The 16,426-nt window shown below is 71.8% G+C and carries 17 protein-coding genes; 8 read left to right on the top strand and 9 right to left on the bottom strand.

The annotated features are described in order from the left end of the window. Nucleotides 1–117: 117 nt before the first annotated feature. Complete coding sequence (locus DLJ59_RS10895; RefSeq protein WP_124772387.1) at nucleotides 118–1,512, top strand: dihydrolipoyl dehydrogenase family protein; 1,395 nt, start codon at nucleotides 118–120, stop codon at nucleotides 1,510–1,512. Between the two features lie 26 nt (nucleotides 1,513–1,538). Here the strand turns inward: DLJ59_RS10895 and DLJ59_RS10890 are convergent, their stop codons facing one another. The 3 genes from DLJ59_RS10890 to DLJ59_RS10880 are packed head-to-tail and all read right to left on the bottom strand — an operon-like array spanning nucleotide 1,539 to nucleotide 4,165. Then, nucleotides 1,539–2,306, bottom strand: a complete 768-nt coding sequence (locus DLJ59_RS10890; protein WP_124772386.1) for a nucleotidyltransferase domain-containing protein — start codon at nucleotides 2,304–2,306, stop codon at nucleotides 1,539–1,541. A gap of 36 nt (nucleotides 2,307–2,342) precedes the next feature. Continuing rightward, complete coding sequence (locus tag DLJ59_RS10885) at nucleotides 2,343–3,683, bottom strand: hypothetical protein (RefSeq protein ID WP_124772385.1); 1,341 nt, start codon at nucleotides 3,681–3,683, stop codon at nucleotides 2,343–2,345. Nucleotides 3,684–3,688: 5 nt separating this feature from the next. Further along, the gene (locus DLJ59_RS10880) at nucleotides 3,689–4,165 is read right to left on the bottom strand and encodes a cupredoxin domain-containing protein (protein ID WP_124772384.1); all 477 of its coding nucleotides are present in this window, start codon (nucleotides 4,163–4,165) and stop codon (nucleotides 3,689–3,691) included. Nucleotides 4,166–4,268: 103 nt separating this feature from the next. On the opposite strand from DLJ59_RS10880, the gene DLJ59_RS36895 reads away from it, so the two are divergent. Both DLJ59_RS36895 and DLJ59_RS10870 read left to right on the top strand, forming a co-directional pair. Beyond that, nucleotides 4,269–5,135 carry a copper resistance CopC family protein gene (locus tag DLJ59_RS36895; protein WP_208648627.1) on the top strand — a complete coding sequence of 289 codons (867 nt, stop codon included), beginning with the start codon at nucleotides 4,269–4,271 and terminating at the stop codon, nucleotides 5,133–5,135. A gap of 249 nt (nucleotides 5,136–5,384) precedes the next feature. Beyond that, nucleotides 5,385–7,790, top strand: a complete 2,406-nt coding sequence (locus DLJ59_RS10870; protein WP_124772383.1) for a ricin-type beta-trefoil lectin domain protein — start codon at nucleotides 5,385–5,387, stop codon at nucleotides 7,788–7,790. A 32-nt stretch (nucleotides 7,791–7,822) separates the two neighbouring features. On the opposite strand, the gene DLJ59_RS10865 is transcribed toward DLJ59_RS10870, so the two are convergent. Continuing rightward, entirely contained in the window at nucleotides 7,823–8,029 is a 207-nt protein-coding gene (locus DLJ59_RS10865; RefSeq protein ID WP_124772382.1) for a hypothetical protein, read from the bottom strand. 101 nt (nucleotides 8,030–8,130) lie between these two features. Next, the gene (locus DLJ59_RS10860) at nucleotides 8,131–8,517 is read right to left on the bottom strand and encodes a DUF2267 domain-containing protein (RefSeq protein ID WP_124772381.1); all 387 of its coding nucleotides are present in this window, start codon (nucleotides 8,515–8,517) and stop codon (nucleotides 8,131–8,133) included. Between the two features lie 179 nt (nucleotides 8,518–8,696). Between DLJ59_RS10860 and DLJ59_RS10855 the strand changes: the two genes are divergently transcribed. The 4 genes from DLJ59_RS10855 to DLJ59_RS10840 all read left to right on the top strand — a co-directional run bounded on the left by DLJ59_RS10855 (nucleotide 8,697) and on the right by DLJ59_RS10840 (nucleotide 11,023). Then, nucleotides 8,697–9,029, top strand: coding sequence for a nuclear transport factor 2 family protein (locus tag DLJ59_RS10855; protein ID WP_124772380.1), 333 nt, complete (start codon nucleotides 8,697–8,699; stop codon nucleotides 9,027–9,029). Nucleotides 9,030–9,064: 35 nt separating this feature from the next. Then, nucleotides 9,065–9,901 (top strand): oxidoreductase, encoded by an 837-nt coding sequence (locus DLJ59_RS10850; protein ID WP_124772379.1) that lies wholly within the window; start codon nucleotides 9,065–9,067, stop codon nucleotides 9,899–9,901. 175 nt (nucleotides 9,902–10,076) lie between these two features. Continuing rightward, complete coding sequence (locus DLJ59_RS10845) at nucleotides 10,077–10,541, top strand: ATP-binding protein (RefSeq protein ID WP_244235951.1); 465 nt, start codon at nucleotides 10,077–10,079, stop codon at nucleotides 10,539–10,541. Between the two features lie 104 nt (nucleotides 10,542–10,645). Then, a complete protein-coding gene (locus DLJ59_RS10840; protein ID WP_124772378.1) occupies nucleotides 10,646–11,023 on the top strand; it encodes a nuclear transport factor 2 family protein in 378 nt (125 codons plus the stop codon). A gap of 1 nt (nucleotide 11,024) precedes the next feature. Here DLJ59_RS10840 and DLJ59_RS10835 read toward each other — a convergent pair whose 3' ends face one another. From DLJ59_RS10835 to DLJ59_RS10820, 4 genes are all read right to left on the bottom strand, one after another. Then, nucleotides 11,025–11,552, bottom strand: coding sequence for an SUKH-4 family immunity protein (locus DLJ59_RS10835; protein ID WP_124772377.1), 528 nt, complete (start codon nucleotides 11,550–11,552; stop codon nucleotides 11,025–11,027). A gap of 132 nt (nucleotides 11,553–11,684) precedes the next feature. Further along, nucleotides 11,685–12,155 (bottom strand): molybdenum cofactor biosysynthesis protein, encoded by a 471-nt coding sequence (locus DLJ59_RS10830; protein ID WP_124772376.1) that lies wholly within the window; start codon nucleotides 12,153–12,155, stop codon nucleotides 11,685–11,687. A gap of 98 nt (nucleotides 12,156–12,253) precedes the next feature. Next, nucleotides 12,254–14,356, bottom strand: a complete 2,103-nt coding sequence (locus tag DLJ59_RS10825; RefSeq protein ID WP_124772375.1) for a PQQ-dependent sugar dehydrogenase — start codon at nucleotides 14,354–14,356, stop codon at nucleotides 12,254–12,256. Between the two features lie 37 nt (nucleotides 14,357–14,393). Further along, nucleotides 14,394–15,341 carry a LamG-like jellyroll fold domain-containing protein gene (locus tag DLJ59_RS10820; protein WP_208648626.1) on the bottom strand — a complete coding sequence of 316 codons (948 nt, stop codon included), beginning with the start codon at nucleotides 15,339–15,341 and terminating at the stop codon, nucleotides 14,394–14,396. 133 nt (nucleotides 15,342–15,474) lie between these two features. On the opposite strand from DLJ59_RS10820, the gene DLJ59_RS10815 reads away from it, so the two are divergent. Then, nucleotides 15,475–16,426: LacI family DNA-binding transcriptional regulator (locus DLJ59_RS10815; RefSeq protein ID WP_148096942.1), on the top strand; the 952-nt coding region annotated here is incomplete at its 3' end.

Here is a 16,426-nt window from a genome sequence, read left to right as displayed (position 1 = left end):
GCGGGGCGGATTCTGCGCGGAACCGGATCGCCGCGCCCGACGGAGCTGGCAGGCTGGGCTGGCCGCCGCGCACCAGCGGTGGCCACCGGCCTGGCCGGTGACCGAGAGGAGCGCCCGGTGACCGACCAACCGGAGGAGTTCGACCTGCTCGTGGTCGGTGGCGGCAAGGCCGGAAAGACGCTGAGCATGGACGTCGCCCGATCCGGGCAGCGGGTCGCCATGGTCGAGCGCGGAATGATCGGCGGCAGCTGCATCAACGTCGCGTGCATCCCGACGAAAGCGTTGGTGACCAGCGCGCGGGCCGCCCGCCAACTGCGGGACGCGTCGGCGCTCGGCCTGGCGGTGGAGGGCGGCCGGGTCGACGTGGACCTGCTGCGCGCGCACAAGCAGGACGTGGTCGAGGGGATGGTCGCCGCGAACCGGCAGCAGTTCCTCGACTCCGGCCTGCACCTGGTGATCGGCGAGGCCCGGTTCGTCGGCCCCCGGACCGTACGGGTGGCCCTCGCCGACGGCGGCGAGCGACTGCTGCGCGGCACCGACGTGGTGATCAACACGGGGACCCGCCCGCATCTGCCGTCGGTGCCCGGGATGGCCGAGGCCGGAGTGCTCACCAGCGACGAGTTGCTGCGCCTGGATCGGCTGCCGGCCCGGCTGGTGGTGCTCGGCGGCGGCACCGTCGGGGTGGAGTTCGCGCAGATGTTCGCGTTGTTCGGCAGCGCGGTGACGCTGGTCGAGGGCGGCCCTCGGCTGCTCACCCGGGAGGACCCCGACGTGAGCGACGCGGTGATGCGCGTCTTCCTCGACGACGGCATCGACGTACGGGTGGGTGTGGCTGTCGCGCGGGTCGACCGGGACGCCGACGGCTCGCTGCGAGTGACACTGGACGACGGCGGCGTGGTGATCGGAGACGACGTGCTGGTGGCGGCCGGCCGGGAACCGGTCACCGACGGGCTCGGCCTGGACGTGGCCGGCGTACGGCTCAGGGACCGGGGCTTCGTGGAGGTCGACGAGCACCTGCGCACCAGCGCCGAACGCACCTGGGCGGCCGGAGACGTCGCCGGCAGCCCACAGTTCACCCACGTCTCGTTGGACGACTACCGGATCATCCGGGCGAACCTCGCGGGCGGCCAGCGCAGCACCGCCGACCGGCTGATCCCGTACACCGTCTTCACCACCCCGGAGCTGGCCCGGGTCGGGCTGACCGAGACCGAGGCGCGCCGTGCCGGGTACGACGTCCAGGTCGCCCACCTGCCCGTCGCCGCCATCCCCCGGGCCCGCACCCTGCGCCAGACCCAAGGCATGTGGAAGGCGGTCATCGACACCGGCACCGACCGGATCCTCGGCGCGGCGCTGCTCGGCGCCGAGGCCGGCGAGGTGATCACCTCGGTGCAGTTGGCCATGCTCGCCGGAATGCCGTGGACCGCCCTGCGGGACGCGGTCATCACCCACCCGACCATGACCGAGGGTCTCAACCTGCTCTTCGCCTCGCTGAAGTCCCGCCCGGTCCGCTGAGCGTCGGGAGGTCGCCCGCGCGACGGCTACCCGGCGATCTCGTCGCGTACCCGTTGTTGGAAGGCCCGGGCCTGCGCGCCGGTGGGCGGCGGTCCGCCGTGCCGCGCGGCGACCGCCCGTTGGATCACCTCGGCCCGGTCGCCGGCGTCGATCAGCCGTTGACCGGCGGCGACCTTCGCAAGCCAGACGCCGTCGCGGTGGCGCACCAGCGATCGGCAGGCGCCGAGTACGGCGTCCTCGGTGCCGGGGGCGGGCTGGTCGGCCGGCGGTGTGGGCAGGGCGAGCCACCAGGTCAGCGCCTCGATGAGCAGTCGGCGCAGGTCGGCCGGGGCGAGGTCGGCGAAGGCCTCCCCCGCTGGCGGCCCGAGCAGTGCGAGTCCACTCTGGTGCAGGATGCTGCGGTCGAGGCCGTACCAGAATCGGCCGTCGGCGACCGGGCGGTCGGCGGGGTCCAGGGTGCGGCGGAACGGCATGTCGGCCCCGGTGTTCAGTTCGACCTCGAAGCCGGGCTCGGGGGTGCCGGAGGCGGCCACCGCCCGGTCGTAGACGACCAGTTCCAGTCCGCGCGCCGGGCAGGGCAGCGCCTCGTGTCGCAGTCGGGCGACCAATGTCCGCTTGGTTGTCTCGGTGAGCGGTCCGGCGCTGAGCAGCGCCACGTCCACGTCGCTACGGCCGCCCTGGTACGCCCCGAGCCCCACCGAGCCGGCCGCGTACGCGCCGACCAGGTCGGTGCCGAGCACGTCCCGGGCGGTGCTGACCAGGTCGTCGAGGTAGCGCTGAAGATCGGAGTCCACGCGCCATCATGACGCACAGGTCGGCGCCGGGCGAGGCTACCCCGCGTAGAGCAGCAGCAGACCGGCGACGGTGTAGGCGACCATCAACGCCAGCAGGGGTAGTTGCCCGGCCACCGCCCGGGGCCGGGGGAACAGGTACAGGGCGCGGTCGTGGGCGAGCAGGGCGCCGAGCAGGTGCCCGAGGATGATGACGGTGATCTGCAGGGTGGCCACCCCGGAGGGCGTGACCAGCGCGGTGTGCGGCTCCCAGTCGGCGGTGCCGAGCCAGTTGGCGCCGGTGCCCAGCGGGTCGGAGAGCAACGCGACGGTGCGTTGGCCCTCCAGGATCAGCAGCGAGTAGTAGTGCGCCACCACGTACCCCACCGCGATCGGCACGACGGAGTGGGCGATCTCCCCCGGCACCGCACGGGCCTCGCCCGCGTCGGCGCGGCCGATGCGGGCCGCGGCACCGGTGGCGGCGAGGTACGCCACCGCGACGGCGGCGATGACGAGGCTCAGGCCGGCGCTGCCGGTGACCGCCGGGTGCAGGCCGTTCTCCTGGCTGAAGCGCAACCAGCCCGGCGCGTTGGAGAGGCTGTCGTACATGGTCGAGCCGAGCAGTACGACCACCACGGCGACCAGCCCGGGGCGGGGACGCAGACCGGCGATCCCGTCGAGCGGGTTGCGCCACACCAGGACGCCGTCGGCGGCCCGGCCGAGCGGGGCGAGCTGACCGATCACTGTGCTGTACGCCTCGAACGGGTCGGCGTTGTCGAACCAGCCGGCGCCGAACACCACGGCGCCGACCAGCAGGACCACCGCGTACCCGGCCAGCCAGGCGGTGATGACCGGCAGGGTGGCCCGGTCGGGGGCGACCAGTTCCAGCCAGACGAAGCCGAACAGGGTGGCGGCGGCCGGCCACCACCCGACGCCGGCGGGCAGCTCGCGGAGCCCTCGGTTCGGGTCGCGCCGCGCCGCCAGCGCCGCGAGCAGGTGCACAGTGCGCAGCGGGTTGACCGCCCGCCAGACCGGGCCGAGCAACAGCGACAGCGGTGCCAGCCCGACCCAGAGCAGCACGTAGAGCGCGCCGGCCGTCGGGTTGTCCGCGGTGTCCGGCCCGCCCAGCAGACCGAGGCAGAACCAGGTGGCGGCGAGCAGGCCGAGCCCGCGAAGCGTCCACCGGAGCGCCGGTGCGTCGACGAGGCGGGCGAGCCAGTGCGGCACCGGGCGACCGCCGGTGGCGTCCCGGTCGAGCCGAGGTTCACGCCAGAGCAGACCCAGCGCCACGAACGTGACGACGAGGGTCAGCGCGGCGGCGACGACGAGCTGCGGCAGCGTGATCGGCAGGTCCTGGCGGCCACCGACGCCGTGTGCCAGCAGCGTGGGGGCGGCCGTCATGCCGTTCAGCGGACGACGAGCTGGAAGAGCACCAGCTCGGAGTCGTGCGTCTCCACCTCGAACAGCCCGGTCTGGTCGGCGCGGAACTCCACCGAGCCGGGCGTGCCGGCCGGCAGCCGGGCGCCCACGTCGTAGCCGTGCACGTGCAACTCGTCGGACACGTCGGAGGTGACCGTGATCCGGATCAGCTTGCCCTTACTGACGGTGATCCGTCCGGTCGGTGGATCGACCCGCCCCTTCGCGATGGTCACGGTGATCTCTTGGTCCACCGGGGTGGTGCTGGCCGAGGCGCTGGGTGTGGCGGTGGCCGTCGGGGCCGGCGCGGTGGGGGTGGCGCTCGACGGGACCGCGGACGTCGGCGCCGCCGAGGTGGTGGCCACCGAGGGGTCGTCGTCCTGCCCGCAACCAGCGAGGAGCAGGGCGGCGAGAATGACGGCGGCGAGGGTCGCGGAGGTGCGGACGGCGGGGGTACTGGCGAGCACGGGCGGACTCCGAACGACGCGAGGGGGACGGGTGTCGGGTTGATCGTCGGGGAGGAGAACTCTACGTCTTGTTCGGTGCCGGGGAAATGACCATGATGAACGAATGCGATCGAAGCTGGTCACTGTGCGTAAGGTCCTGAGTCGTGCCGTGGCGGCGTTGGCGGCGACCGTGGTGGTGTCGCTGCTGCTGCCGGTCGCTCCGGCGTCCGCGCACGGCCAGTTGGCGACCTCGACCCCGTTGAAGGGGACCGTGGTACGCCAGCCGCTGGCCCAGCTGGCGTTGTACTTCACCGAGAAGCCGGCCTCGAACGCGCACTTCGCGATCACCGGGCCGGACGGGTCGCGGGTGGACAATGGCTGGTCGCACGGCGAGCCGAAGCGACTGGACAAGCCGGTCACCGAGTACTTCATGGTCGACGGCGTGTTCGAGCCACGGCTGTACCACACCGGCTTCCCGGCCATGGTGACCGTCGCGCACTGGCCGGCGAAGGGCCGCTACACCGCCAGCTATCTCTCCGTCGCCTCGGACGGTGAGGCGGTGCGGGGTGACGTGACCTTCGACTACCAGGGGCCGGGCACAGCGGCCCCGGCCGGCTGGTCGGCGCCCACGGCGGGTCCGGATCCGGCGCTGCTCGCCCAGGCCGAGGGTGAGGGCTCGACGGCCCCCGGGGCCACCGCCAGCCCGGTCGCTCCGACCGGCGCCGGGGCGGACGACCCGGCCGGCGCCGCGCCGGAGCAGCGCGACGGCGGGTTCCCGGCGTGGCTGGTCCCGGCCCTGATCGTCGTCGTGGTCTCGGCGATCGTGTTGGTGGCGGCCCGCCGTCGGCCCGGGACGGGCCGCGCCTCCACGGCGGGCCGTCGACCGACCGGCGCGGCGGGTCGGGGCGGCGGCGTAACCCGCACGTCCGGGACTTCTGCTCGGAAGACTGGCAATCGGGCCGGTGGTCCGGCGCGGCGCGGACGGCGGTAGGCCGCCACAACAGCCGGACATTCTTCGCGTACCGCCTCGAACTTTCGCACGGACATAGGAAACTTTTGATGTATCGAGGCGAAGCCATGGACAGTGACATCGAAACGCCTTAATGTCTCGACCCACCAACCCGGTGTTTCCGCAATGTCACTCGTCGGCGTCGAGGACGTTACGGAGCCGGGGCCGACGGTCATCCTCACCGCTGAACCACGCCGGCCGTCGGACACTCCACTGCCTCCTGGAGGAACGATGGGCACACCCCTGCTACGCCGACTCCACCATCCCGTCCTGGGCGCGTTGGCACTCGTCCTCGCCACCGGCCTCTGGGCCGCCCCCGCCACCGCCGCCCCCGCGCAGGAGCCGGGCGTCACACTGCGCGTCTTCGACGTACAGGTGCCGCTGTCCGAACTGTGCACCCTCAAGCCCGCCCAGACCCCGAACGTCGACAAGCCGATGTCCACCATCAACTGGACCTCGGCTGCCGACTTCGGCTTCGAGGACAACTTCGTCTCGCAGGTGCTCGGCAACATCACCACCACCCAGGCCGGCAGCTACACGTTCCGGCTCAGCAGCGACGACGGATCCAAACTGTCGATCGACAACGCCGTGGTGATCAATCACGACGGTCTGCACGGCGCGACCCCGCCCAAGGAGGGCACTGTCACCCTCACCGCCGGCCTGCATCCACTGCGCATCGACCACTTCGAACGCGGCGGCGAGCAGCAGATCACCCTGGAGTGGAAGACGCCCGGCTCGTCGACCTTCGTGGTCGTACCGAACTCGGCGCTGAGCACCGACGCCGGCGTGGTCCGGGTGACCGCGCCCGGACGCAAGGAGTGCGAGGGGGTCTCCGACTCCCCCGGCGACGGCCTGCCGCTGACCGGTGTGCACCCCGGCTACACGCTGACGAACCTGCGGCCCAGCGGCTTCCAGCCGAAGGTCACCGGAATGGACTGGCTGGCCGACGGCCGACTGGTCATCTGCACCTGGGGTGGCAGCGACCAGTCCGGCACCTCCCAGGACGGCGAGGTCTGGATCCTCGGCAACACCGGCGGATCGACGAGCCCCGGCAACGTGACCACCAAGAAGATCGCCGGCGGCCTGAAGGAGCCGATGGGGCTCAAGGTCGTCGACGGGGTGGTCTACGTGACGGAGAAGCAGCGGTTGACCCGGCTGGTGAACACCGGCGGCGACGAGGTGGCCGAGCGCCTGGAGACCGTCGCCACCTGGCCGTACGGCGGCAACTTCCACGAGTTCGCGTTCGGCCTGCTCTACGCCGACGGGTTCTTCTATCTGAACCTGTCGGTGTCGATCAACTCCGGCGGCGCCACCACCAACCCGCAACCCGCCACCAACCGGGGCACCACCCTCAAGGTCAACAAGGACACCGGCGCGGTCAGCTACGTCGCCGGCGGCCTGCGTACGCCGCACGGCATCGGCTGGGGCCCGGAGAGCGGCATCTTCGTCACCGACAACCAGGGCGGCTGGCTGCCCTCCTCGAAGCTGGTGCACGTCAAGCAGGGCCGGTTCTTCAACCACTACACGAACCCGGCGGGGCCGTTCGACAGCGCCCTGGTCACCCCGCCGGTGCTCTGGATGCCGCAGAACGAGATCGCCAACTCGCCCAGCACCCCGCTCTACCTGACCAGCGGCCGGTACGCCGGCCAGTTCGTCATCGGCGACGTGACCTACGGCGGCCTGCAACGGGCGAACGTGGAGAAGGTCAACGGCGAGTACCAGGGCGCCCTGTTCCGGCTCACCCAGGGCCTGGAGGCGGGCGTCTCCGAGGTCAACGTCGGCCCGGACGGGGCGATCTACGTCGGCGGGCTCGGCGCTGGCGGCAACTGGGGCCAGAACGGCAAGCTGTCGTACGGCCTGCAGAAGCTCACCCCCAACAGTGCCACCACGTTCGAGATGCTCGCGATGCGCGCCACCACGACCGGCTTCGAGGTGGAGTACACCCAACCCGTCTCGGCGGTCACCGCCGCGGAGCTGGCCGCCCGCTACAAGATCAAGCAATGGCGGTACGTGGCGACGTCGAACTACGGCGGACCGAAGATCGACGAGGAGACGCTGACCGTCACCTCGGCCACCCTCTCGGCGGACGGAAAGAAGGTCAACCTCGTGGTGGCCGGCCGCAAGGCCGGTCGGGTGGTGCACCTGCGCTCGCCGCGCCCGTTCACCTCCACCAGCGGCCAGTCACTGTGGAGCACCGAGGCGTGGTACACGCTCAACTCCATCCCGGGCAGCCCGCCACCGCCGACCGGCGGCACCATCACCGGCGTCAACGGCAAGTGCCTGGACGTGGACAACGCCGGCACCGCCGACGGCACGAAGATCCAGCTCTGGACGTGCAACAACACCGCCGCGCAGTCGTGGACGCGGGTCGGCGACACGTACCGGGTGCTCGGCAAGTGCCTGGATGTGGACAACGGTGGCACCGCGAACGGCACGAAGGTCCAGCTCTGGACCTGCAACGGCACCGGCGCGCAGGTCTGGCAGCCGCAGAGTGACGGGTCGATCCGCAACCCGCAGTCCGGCAAGATCATGGAAGCCGCCGGCGGTAACACCGCCGACGGCACCCAGATCCAGCTCGGCACGTACGCCGGCGGCGCACACCAGAAGTGGGTGGTCAGCACCGGGGTAACCGGCTGACCTCGGACGAGGGGCGTGGTCTGACCTGCCGGTCAGACCACGCCCCTCCTCCGTCCGCCACGCGAGGACAGCCACTCAGCGGACAGCACCGGTCGGTTCCCCCGGGCGCCGACGAGCTGGCCCCGGTTGTTGACCCCGAGGGCCTCGCTGCCGATCTGGGTGAGTACACCGTCGCGCAGGCGACCGCCGACGCAGGTGCGCGGGTAGTCCGGCGGCGGCACGTTGAACCCGCCCACCACGTCGCCCGCGTTGTTGAAGTCGGCGGTGAACTCTGTATCAGCGGCACACCAGGGCCCGAACGGTCACCGGCGCGCGAGGCGTTCGGCGGTGGGGGCGTCGGTCAGGGGCCGTGTGGCAGCGGCTGCGCCAGTGCGCGCAGATCCGCCGGGAGCTGGGCCAGGGCGTCCTCGAACTCCCGGTGCCCGACCACCCGGTGCATCGTCTGCAGCACCGCGCGGGCGCCCCGCTCGGCGGCCGGACGGTCGATGCCGGCGCGGTCGGCCACCCGGCGCAGGAACTCGTCGTAGTCGAACGTTTCCGCGGGCTCGGTGGCCTTGACCAGCAGCGGGCTCAGCTCGTCGGCCAGGTGCGGGGCCATCGCGGCCGCCTCCCCGCCGCTGATCCGCTCGGTGAGGGTCCGCAGGACCGCCTCGGTGAGCGGGCGCGCCTGCTCCAGCGAAACACCCGCGCGTGCCGCAACCTTGTCGACGAACGCCAGCTCGGCCATGCCCCCGCCCTTCGCTTCGGAAAGCCGTGGCTACCCGGGCCAACCGGCAGCAAACCCGGCAACCGCGGCGGGATGGTTCTGCTGGTTGCTCCGCGCGGAGCCGCCAGCTTCTCGTACGGTGAGGTCGGACCGGGAACCCGACGGCTGCCCGACGGCGGCCCGTGCCGCAGGAGGAGCAGATGGCCCTCGACCTGCCCGACGTGATCGACCGGTACTTCCGGGCCATCAACGACCGGGACCTGGACGCCTTCGTCGCCTGCTTCGCCGACACCGCGAGCGTCGCCGACGAGGACCGGCTGTACGACGGGCGGGCCTCGATCCGCTCCTGGCGACAAAAGACCATGGACGCCTACTCGTACACCGCCGAGCCGGTCCGGCTCACCCCGCAGGCGGGCGATTCGTATCTGGCGCTCACCCGGGTGTCCGGTGACTTCCCGGGCAGCCCGATCGAGCTGCGGTACCGGTTCACGCTGCGCGACGGGCTGATCGGCGCCCTGGACATCCGGCCCTGACGGCCACCTGGTCCACCGACACGAAGGGGAAGGCCGTGCCGCGAGTCTGGCTCATCACCGGCTGTTCGCGTGGTCTCGGCCGGGCCCTCGCCGAGGCCGTCCTGGCCGACGGCGACCACCTGGTGGCCACCGCCCGCAACCCCGCGCAGCTCCACGACCTGGTCGACCGGCACGGTGCTCAGGTCCGCGCGGTAGCCCTCGACGTCAACGACCCCGCCGCCGCCCGAGCCGCCGTACGCACCGCCGCCGACACGTTCGGCGGCTTGGACGTCCTGGTCAACAACGCCGGGTACGCCGACGTCGCCGCGATCGAGGACATGTCGGAGGACGACTTCCGGGCGCAGATCGAGGCCAACTTCTTCGGAGTGGTCAACCTGTCCCGAGCCGCCCTGCCGGTGATGCGCGAGCAGGGGCGCGGGCACATCGTGCAGATCTCCAGTGTCGGCAGCCGGGTCGCGAGCACGGGTCTGGGCGCGTACCAGTCCGCCAAATGGGCGGTCAGCGGCTTCTCGGGGGTGCTCGCCCGGGAGGTCGAGGCGTTCGGAATCCGGATCACCACGGTCGAGCCGGGCGGACTGCGGACCGACTGGGCCGGCTCCTCGATGAGCGCTCTGCCGATCAGTGAACCGTACCGGCCGGTCATCGACCCGGCCGTGCAGCGGCTACGCCAGGCCAACGGCGGCCAGCCGGGCGACCCGGTCCGCGCCGCCCAGGCGATCATCCGGATCACCCGGGTCGACGACCCGCCGCTGCGGTTGCTGCTCGGCGCGGACGCGGTGGCTGCCGCCGAAGCGGCCGCCGAGGCCCTCGCCGCGTCGGACGCGCGGTGGCGGGAATTGAGCGAGTCGATCGCCTTCGACCCGGCCTCCTGACCTCCTACCGACCGGCGAGGCTGGTCGGGCCGACGCGCAGGTGATCAACCGCCGAACGGACGACACGGCCAACGGGTCAGTGGATGACATGATGTGGCGAGAACAGCTGTCGCTACGAGAAGGGTTCTGGCTGCCCGATGGCGCACTTTGAGGCTCGCCCGCCTACGACACCCGGATGGCTCGCGGTGCCGCTGGCCGGGCAGCCGCATCGGGCGGGCTGATGCCGGGCGAGCGACGGGACGCCGTGGCCGAGCAGAATGTCTCCACCGACGCCGCGGACACCATGACGTATCAGGTCGCGACCGACGTACGAGCGCTGCGCGCTTTCGTCAGCGCCGGGGCGCTGGCCCGCGGCCTGCCGGCCGAGCGGGTGGAGCTGCTGACGCTGGCGGTCAGCGAACTGGCCACCAACACGTTGCAGCACACCACCGGCGGGGGCTGGGTTCGGCTCTGGGTCGAGCCGGGCCAGTTGTTCTGCGACGTCGTCGACCACGGGCCGACGCGGACGTTCGGCCGGAGCATGCCGGCCGCCGACGCGGTACGGGGTCGCGGGCTGGCGATCGTGGAGCAGGTCTGTGACGAGGTCGCCGTGCTCAGCCGCGCCGGGGAAACCGTCGTACGGATTCGCCTGAGTCTGTGAACCTCGGCGGCGATCCCCGCCCGCGCGGGGCACGGTGGCTGTCACAATGCGGTCAGCCGGGCCGACGGTGACAGCGGGTCGGCCCCGAACAGGAGGACGGCACGATGCCGGACAGCGCACGCGAGGCTGAGCTGCTCGACGCCGAGCGCACCCTGCAGGCCGCCCAGCGGGCGGGCGACGTCGACGCCCTGGATCAGCTGCTGGTCGACCAGCTGATCGCCATCGGCCCGGACGGGCGTACCCACACCAAGCAGGATGACCTGGCCACCTACCGGGACGGCCGCTCGGTCGTCCACGAGTTGGTGGAGGAAGAGTTGGACCTGCTGGTCGTCGGTGCGACGGGGGTGACGTTCTTCCTGGGCCGGGTGTCCGGTGTCCTCGACGGGGCGCCGTTCGCGGCGCGGTTGCGCTACACCCGGACCTGGGTGCACGACGACCCGCACGGCTGGCGGGTCCTGGCCGCCCACATCAGCCCGGTTTGACTCAGCTTCCGTCCTCGTCGTCCTCGTCGAGCAGGCCCTGCTCGTCGAGGAACGCGAACCACCTGTCGTCGGCGGGGGTCAGGTCGGCGTAACCCGGGCCGAGCAGGTAGTAGTCCACGAAGGATTCCAGGTCCGGGGCGAGTTCATCGAACGCGTCGGACAGGAACCACTCGGTGCCGGTCGGTGGGAAGTACCAGATCGCGCCCGTGCCACGATCCATGAAGATCGGCTCGTCGCTGCGGGTGCCGACCACCAGCCAGCCCGCCCGGTCCTGCGGGATGGCCGAGAAGTCCGGCGCGTAGTCCAGGTGGTACTGGATCCCGGCGAGGGTCGACGAGGACGCCAGCTCGACCCGACCCGCCCGCATCCCGTCGGCCACCAGCAGGAGATTCCGCAGGTCGGGCGGGAGCCCCGCCGGCACGGCGTCGATGGCCGCACCCTCGCCGAACTCGGCGTACGCCAGGCTCTCCGGCAGCTCGGCCAGCTCAGCCCGCAACTCCTCGATGAGCTGCCGCAGCTCGAGGTTCACGGCTCCACCTCTGTCCTGATGAGGTCCCGTCCAGCATTGCCCCCGGGCGCGGTTTGGTTCTACCACGCGATGGCTCGTCGGGGCGTCACCACGCCGAATCCGCCGAGGCAGGCAGGGCGCACACCCCGTTCCTCAGGTCACGACGGCGTCGATCGGGCCGACGCGCAGGGTGCCGTCGTTGAGCGGCGTGCAGCGGATGCCGCCGGTGGTGCGCAGCGCCTTCCACGCCCCCGGGCCGACGGTGACGTCCATCCAGGCGCAGGGCCGGGCCGCCCGGTTGACCCGCAGGCTGACCGGGCCGTCGCCGGAATCCAGCACCAGCACTCTGCCGATCAACTCGTCCACGGCGATCCCGGTGGTGAGGATGTTGCGCCGCACCTCGGCCAGGCCGATGCCGACCGGCAGCGACTCCTGGGCGATGAGGGTGACGCTGGCGTCGCGGTGCGCCTGCTGACCGAAGTACCTGTCGCCGACGATGCCGAGGCCGGCTCGGATCCGGACGGCGTCGACCAGTTCGCCAGGTGGGGCCGGTGCCGGGCCGTCGGCGGGCCGGCCCAGGAAGCGGTGCACGGGCGAGGCCAACAACTCGACGATCTCCGGCATGACAGGAAGTCTACGAAGCGGACCGGGTGCCGCGGAGCGGGTCGACGGAGGAGCCGGTGGGGACGGCGGCGCGCCGCCGTCCCCACCGGGACCCGGGTTCAGGCCGGCGCGCCGGTGACGGTCAGGTTGCGCAGCCGGCCCACGTTGTCGAACGAGCCGAAGCCGACCCGCCCCGAGCCGAACGTGGTGTCCTTCGCGGTCAGGAGCGGGTCCCGGTGCCCGTCGACGTAGACGGCGATCTCACCGGTGGCCGGCAGGTGCACCACCCGCACGCGGTGCCACCTGGCATCGGTGATCGCCGGGTTGGCACCCCGCGACCGGCCGTTCCACTGGTGGTCGATGCGCTCCCGGTCGGCGTTGTCCACCTTGAAGATGCCGTTGTGCGGATAGATCGTGTTGTCGGTGGAGAGGTGCGCGTAGTAGTACTCGGTGTCCGAGCGCCAGCCGAAGACGATGATCACGTCCCGGTTGCTGACCTCCACCGGTGTGTCGAGTCGTACCTGAGCGTCGATCCGCACCGACGACCACGTCGGGCCGGCGGTCAGCACCGCGTACTCGAAGGGCCTGCGCGGACCCGGCCGGCTCTCCCCGGCCTCGGCCAGGATGACCTGGTCGCGGGTGAACTGCCACTTCGCCGGCGTCACCGGCGACCAGTTCACGGCCCCGGCGGTGCGGCGCACTGTGACGTCCCCGACGTCGCCGCTGGCGAATTCTCTGGTGCCGGTCACCTTCCAGACCTTCCCGTTGGCCTTCGCGAGGATGTAGAGCTCACCGGCGGCGTCGGTGCCGAAGCGCAGGTCCACCCGGTTGGGATCACCGGGCGCACCCGGCGCGGACAGGTCGCGCATCCGGACCGGGGTGCCGGCCGCGTCGAAGAGCGCGAGCTGGTGGATGGTGGCCAGCTCCCGGCCCCGGCGCATCTCGTTGGCCTCGGTGTAGAGCACCCGGCCGTCGACCAGGTCACCGAAGACGTACTTGCCGCGGAGCGCGGGCAGCGCCCGCCCCCGGTAGACGAAGCCGCCGGCCACCGCGACACCGACGTCGTCGGTGCAGTTCCAGCCGGCGGCGGGGTCGTGGTCGTACGCGGCGACCGGGTAGGTGTAGCCGTAGCTTTCGTCGTCGGCGGGCAGCGGGAGCAGCCGGTCGCAGGGGTTGGTGGCCGTCCTGTCGAAGACGAAAGAGCCTTCGCGCTCGCTCCAGCCGAAGTTGTCCCCGGCGCGGACCTTGTAGATCGCCTCGACGGCGTGTTCGCCGATGTGCCCGAGGTACATCCGGCCGGTCGCCCGGTCCCAGCTGAACCGGTGCGGGTCCCGGAAACCCACGGCGTAGAGCTCGCCGAGCGCGCCAGCCCGGCCGACGAACGGGTTTGCCGGTGGGATGCCGTAGCGCCCGTTCGCGGAGTTGGTGCCCCGGGGGTCGATGCGCAGCAGCTTGCCGTGGGGCAGGGCCAGGTTCTGCGGGTCGGTGTTGCGCGCGCCCTGGCCACCGTCGCCGACGGCGAGGTACAGCAGGCCGTAGTCGCGGTCGTGGCGCTTGGCCGTGGGGTTGAAGTTGATCTCCTGGATGCCGTGCACCTGGCCGCCGAAGCCGATGCGCAGCACCTCGCGGTGGGTGCCGGCGAAGGTGGCGGCGGCCGGGTCGGTCGCCGTCCACTCGGTGATGACCCCGTGGAAGAGCGTGTTGGGCTGGGCGTAGTCCGGGGTGCTGGTCGTCGTCGACGCCAACTCGGTGTGGATGGTGTAGAACCGGCCGTTCACCCCGAACTCCGGGTGGAACGCGACGTACCCGAAGCCCTGACCGAGCCCGCGACCGGAGAAGAACCGCGGCGCGAATGTCGCGGCCACGTCCAGGTAGACGTGCGGCACGCCTCCCTCGACGAGGTAGAGGCTGCCGTTGAGGTCGGGCACCGCCCGCCGGCCGGAGCCGTCGGGCACCTCCATGATGGTGTTGATCCGCGCGGTACGCATGAGCCGCGCGTCGGTCGGTGCCGGCGTGGGGTACGACTGCGGGAAGCTGGCGTACTCGCCGAGGACCAGCCCGAGGCGGGACTGGACCGGCATGTCGGGGATCGGGTCGTAGACCGCGTCGGCGGCCCGCGCGGGCGTGGCGACCAGGGTGGACAGGATCAGCACGAGGGCGGTGAGGCCGGCCCTCACTGTGGGCCGGCGGACTGTGCCGGCGCGGCGGTGCAGGGTGCGCACGCGTGTCTCCTTCTCGGTGGGACGGTGCCGAGGGTGGTCAGCGGGCAAGGTGGCGGTACTGCCTCCGTACGTCGTTCGCGGAGACCACACTGTCGAGGAACATCAGGCCGTCCATCCGGCAGTCGCACGGGTTGCTTTCCCGGGTGTCCTGGGGAAAGCTGCCGCCGATCTTGATGCCCCGGGGGTCGGACGCGGTGGTCAGGTGCGGGCCGGACCCGGACACCAGCCACGGGTCGTCGGTGCGGGTGTAGAAGCCGTCCACCGGTTCGCCGTTGCGGTAGAGGGCGAGCGCGCCGGTGTCGAAGTCGAAGGTGGCGGCCAGGTGCACCCACTCCCCCACCGGCAGCAGCTCGCGCCAGTCCTGGTTGGCGGCAAAGGTCTGCGAGTTGCCGCCGTCGAGCCGCCGACCGAGCGCGACGAGGCGCAACTGCCCGTCGACGTCGATCAATTCCAGCAGGGCCCGGACGCCGTGGCCGTCGGAGTCGCCGGTCAGCACTCCGGCCAGTCCGATGGCGTTGTACCGGTCGTTCGGGTCGGCGGTGGTGGAGTTGAGCAACGGGCTGTCCGTGTTCAGCTTGAACCAGCCCAGCACGCTGGTGCCCGCGGTGGCGCTGAAGGCGCGCAGCGTCCGCACCCCGCTGGCTGACCAGATGCCGGCCTTCCAGTCGTCGTTGCCGGCAACCGTGGGGTCGACCTGCCGGGTCTGCACCGCGTTGCGGCTGCCCCGGTAGGCGCGGTCCGGCACCCGCATGGCCGCGCCGCCGTTGACCAGTTCGATCTCGGTGCCGGAACGCCCCTGGTCGCGTTCCAGGGCGGGGTCGCCGGGCACCGGGTGGTCGAAGTCGTACGCGGCCACCAGGTGCGCGCGCAGCGCCGGGTGGACGTCGGACGAGATGCTCCGTTCCGCCTGCGCCGGTGGCGTACCCGCGCCGGCCAGTGCGGCGATCGCCAGCAGGGAGATGGCCGTTCGTCGGGCCCTGGACATGGCTGTCACCTCGTTTCGCGGCAGGCCGGATGCCGGTCACGTAAGCGCTTACGTAAGCGCTTACGTACCCTAGGCTTCGATCAATGTCACTCGCAATAGATCGGGTGGCATAAATGTTTTCGGAGGGTTGCGGATGCCCAGGGCCAGCCAACGGCCGCGCCTCGTGGACGTCGCCGAGCACGCCGCCGTCTCGCTGGCGACCGCCTCCCGGGCCCTCGCCGGACGCGAGGGGGTCAGCGCCGAGGTGGCCGACCGGATCCGGCAGATCGCCAGTGACCTGGGCTACGTCGCCAACCCGTACGCCCGCACCCTGGCCAGTGGGGCCACCTCCACGGTGGGGTTGATCGTCCATCAGGTCGACGACCCGTACTTCTCCGAGATCGCCGCCGGGGTCATCCAGCTCGCCGCCGATCAGGGGCTGCTGGTGCAGATCTGCCAGTCCGGCCGCGACCCCGGCTACGAGCTGCAACAGCTGCGCCACCTGATCGCCCAACGGGTCGGCATCGTCCTGATCAGCGGTTCCGGCTTCGACGACCCACGGATGGAGAGCGCGGCCCGCGCCGAGCTGGCCGCGTTCCAGGACCACGGCGGACGCGCCGCGGCCATCGGACGGCACACGCTCGGCATCGACGCCGTCCTGCCGGACAACGAGGCCGGCGGCCACGCGCTCGCCCACCACCTGATGGATCTCGGCCACCGGCGGATCGCGGTCGCCGCGGGCAGCGTCGGCCTCACCACCGTCGCCGATCGGCTGGCCGGGGTCTCGTCGGCCCTGCGCCAGCGCGGGCGGTCCCCCGCCGACCTCGCCGTCGTGCACACTGACTTCACCCGCGACGGTGGGCAGGCCGCCGCCGAGCAGATCCTCAACGAGCATCCGGAGACGACGGCGATCATCGCGCTCAACGACGTGATGGCCATGGGCGTGCTGTCGACGCTGCGGTCCCGCCGCGTTCCGGTGCCCGCGCGGATGTCAGTGGTCGGCTTCGACGACGTCTCCGTGGCGGCCGACCTCGCACCCAGCCTCACCACCATCCGACTGCCAATGACCGAGATGGGCCGCACGGCGCTCACCCTCGCGCTCAAGC

It is taken from the genome of Micromonospora inaquosa (genome assembly GCF_003857055.1).
GTDB classification, from domain to species: domain Bacteria; phylum Actinomycetota; class Actinomycetes; order Mycobacteriales; family Micromonosporaceae; genus Micromonospora; species Micromonospora inaquosa.
The sequence above is the reverse complement of the archived record's forward strand: the minus strand, read 5'-3'. Positions and strand labels throughout refer to the sequence as shown.

Bases quoted from the DNA above. Each gene is read 5' to 3' on its own strand.
- DLJ59_RS10885 (WP_124772385.1), bottom strand. From the start codon at position 3,683: ATGACGGCCGCCCCCACGCTGCTGGCACACGGCGTCGGTGGCCGCCAG.
- DLJ59_RS36895 (WP_208648627.1), top strand. From the start codon at position 4,269: ATGCGATCGAAGCTGGTCACTGTGCGTAAGGTCCTGAGTCGTGCCGTG.
- DLJ59_RS10870 (WP_124772383.1), top strand. From the start codon at position 5,385: ATGGGCACACCCCTGCTACGCCGACTCCACCATCCCGTCCTGGGCGCG.
- DLJ59_RS10860 (WP_124772381.1), bottom strand. From the start codon at position 8,517: ATGGCCGAGCTGGCGTTCGTCGACAAGGTTGCGGCACGCGCGGGTGTT.
- DLJ59_RS10855 (WP_124772380.1), top strand. From the start codon at position 8,697: ATGGCCCTCGACCTGCCCGACGTGATCGACCGGTACTTCCGGGCCATC.
- DLJ59_RS10845 (WP_244235951.1), top strand. From the start codon at position 10,077: ATGGCTCGCGGTGCCGCTGGCCGGGCAGCCGCATCGGGCGGGCTGATG.
- DLJ59_RS10840 (WP_124772378.1), top strand. From the start codon at position 10,646: ATGCCGGACAGCGCACGCGAGGCTGAGCTGCTCGACGCCGAGCGCACC.
- DLJ59_RS10830 (WP_124772376.1), bottom strand. From the start codon at position 12,155: ATGCCGGAGATCGTCGAGTTGTTGGCCTCGCCCGTGCACCGCTTCCTG.
- DLJ59_RS10820 (WP_208648626.1), bottom strand. From the start codon at position 15,341: ATGTCCAGGGCCCGACGAACGGCCATCTCCCTGCTGGCGATCGCCGCA.